Genomic DNA, 2,511 nt, shown 5'->3' on the forward strand with positions numbered 1-2,511 from the left:
CCCCCGAGTCGCCGTTGCGCTGGTGGTGATGTCGGCGCTGGCCGGGTGTCAGGAGCAACAGCCCGCGGCCGAGCCCGTCGGCACCGCGCCGCCACCACCGGTGGTGCGCCACGACGTCGACCCGCTGGCCCAGACCTTCCCGGCGTTGGGCGCCCCGGTGTCGGCGTCCTGGATCTCCTGGCGCAACAACGACGAGTCCTCCAAGCTGAAGTTGGAGTGGATCGACGCCGTCGTCCAGATTACTCCCGGGACGATGGATTCGCTTGTGGCAGAGCATGAGTCGGAAGAGTCCGGGCAGCAGCCCGCCGTCCAGAAGGTGTTGGAGCCCGACCTGCCGCCGGGGCCGTTCCTCACCGGCGTCGAGTTGAACATGACCTTCGGCGCGGAGCGCAGGAGCACCCGGGTGTTCCTCGACCCACCACGCGACACGGTGGTGCTGCAGTCCAGTATCGCGGGCTAGGCGACCGTCAGCGTCACGGAGCGCGCCCCATCGTCGGAGTCCAGCAGGCCGAGCTGCCGGTACACATTCGGGCGCCACACCGGGGCTTGCGAGTTGATGAAGAGACCGCCCAGCGCCCAGCCGTGCATCTGGCCGTCGCCGATGACAAACGTGAAGTCGGCGTTCGCATCCTGAGACAACAGCTTGTCCCGGAACGCCACAGCGCCCGGATAGAGCTTCTCCAACGTCCCGATGTACACCGCGGTCGGCGGCAGCCCGGTCAGGTCGGCGCTCGAGATCGGGTTCACCCGTGGATCATCCATGTCGAGCTCACCGTTGAACTGCGGGCCTTCGCCGGCCGGCCGGCTGGGCAGGATCGGGTCGTCGATAGCGTCGACCTCCGGCCCGCTCAAGGTCAGGTGCAGCGCGGGGGAGACGAGCACCATCCGCGACGGAGTCGCCTCGGAGATGACGCACTGCACGTCAGATCGGCAGCGGCGCAACATCTCCTGCACGGCGAGCATGGCATAGGACCCGCCCGCTGAATCTCCGTACAGACTGACGTTGTCCACACCGTGCTCGTCGATGAGCATCGACAGGTAGTCCGCCATCGGCGGCACCAGCGTGGTCGCCGTGCCGTTGTCGCGCGGCGGGGCCAGCGGATAGATCGGCACCAGGACGGTGGCACCGGTGTCGCGGGCCATCGACGCGTAGTCCGACCAGTGGATGATGTTGGCTTCGGACTCGAATCCGCCGCCGTGCAGCGCCACGACGAACTCGCCCGACGGGTGCGACGGTGCGAGTTCCCATACGGTCCAACCGTTGTAGGTCCGCTCGGTGACGGCCAGGTCTGCCACGGTGCCCGGCGGCGGGGCGGTGCTGGTGACCGTGCCCACGATCCCGGTGAACAGTTTGATGCCGGTGACTTCGGAGAACCAGCGAAGCGTGCGCAGGGCCCCGACCACCAGTTGGTCGCCGAACGACGGCGGCGCCGTGACGATCGTTCTGGGGCCCGCGGCGACGCTGTCGAGTCCGAGTCGGCGGTAGATGTCGGGGCGGACCTGTGGCGCCTGCGAGTTCAGCGGCAGACCGCCCAACGCCCAGTCGTGGATCTGCCCTTCACCGACCACAGTCGAGATCGCGCCGCCGGCGGCCGACCACTTCGCATGCAGCAGCAGAGCATCGGGCAACGAGAACTCCAGCGACCCTTGATAGATCGTCGTCGGCGGGAGGGCGGCGAACACGTCGTCCTCGAAGAACAGCGGGCTGATCAGCGGGTCTCTGAGGTCGAGTCCGTCAGCCCAGTGATTGCCGGGGACGTAGCGCTCGATGTCGAAGACGGGGTCGTCGATGGTTCGAAGATCCGGATTGGACAGCGATTGATCGGGTGTGATCGACAGCAGGACCATGCTCGCCGGAACGGGTTTGCCGGCCAGAATCAGCTCCCGCACCGCGGCCGGCGCCAACGTGGCGCCCGCCGAATCGCCGTACAGGCTGACGTTCTCGGCGCCGTAGGTGTCGATCTGCTCAGAGATGAACCGCGCCATCGCCGGAACGACCGTGCGTGCGGTGCCCGCCTCGGTCGTCGCCAGCGGGTACATCGGCACGACGACCGTCGCACCGGTTTCCCGCGCCATGCTCGTGTAGTCGACCCAGTGGATCAGGGTGGGTTTCACGACGAATCCGCCGCCGTGGACGGCGATCACCGTCTTCCCGGTCGGGTTGGGCGGATGGAATTCCCACACCGTCCAGACGTTTCCCTCGGCCACCGCGAATTCAGTCTCGCGCGTCTGCAGCCCGTGCTTCACGTACCACGGTGGTCGGCTGCTCTCCAACAGCTTCCCGAGCTGCCCGTAGAGGTCGATCCCGACGAACCTCGAAAAGCCCTGCAGTACACGCAATCCGAACACGGTGACCTGGTCGGAGAAGGTCGGTGCGGCCGTGTAGACGACGGATGTGGGCGCGGCGGTAGAGAGCAGGGCGCTCATTGTGGACACCTCCGCGGGCTCCTGCGGCGCAGTCGCGGCGACCTCGGCCTCCCGTCGTGGCGCGCCCGGCACGGTCTGCAGCGC

At 67.7% G+C, this 2,511-nt stretch carries 2 protein-coding genes; one reads left to right on the forward strand and one right to left on the reverse strand.

Annotated features, from left to right (window positions below):
* Window positions 1-19: 19 nt before the first annotated feature.
* Window positions 20-460, forward strand: a complete 441-nt coding sequence (locus WA965_RS29990) for a hypothetical protein (protein ID WP_526448327.1) — start codon at window positions 20-22, stop codon at window positions 458-460.
* On the opposite strand, the gene WA965_RS29995 is transcribed toward WA965_RS29990, so the two are convergent.
* A partial coding sequence (locus WA965_RS29995) for an alpha/beta hydrolase (RefSeq protein WP_526448326.1) occupies window positions 457-2,511 on the reverse strand: 2,055 nt, incomplete at its 5' end. The genes WA965_RS29990 and WA965_RS29995 overlap by 4 nt on opposite strands.

The sequence above is a fragment of the Mycobacterium sp. genome, from assembly GCF_049683935.1.
Classification (GTDB): Bacteria; Actinomycetota; Actinomycetes; order Mycobacteriales; family Mycobacteriaceae; genus Mycobacterium.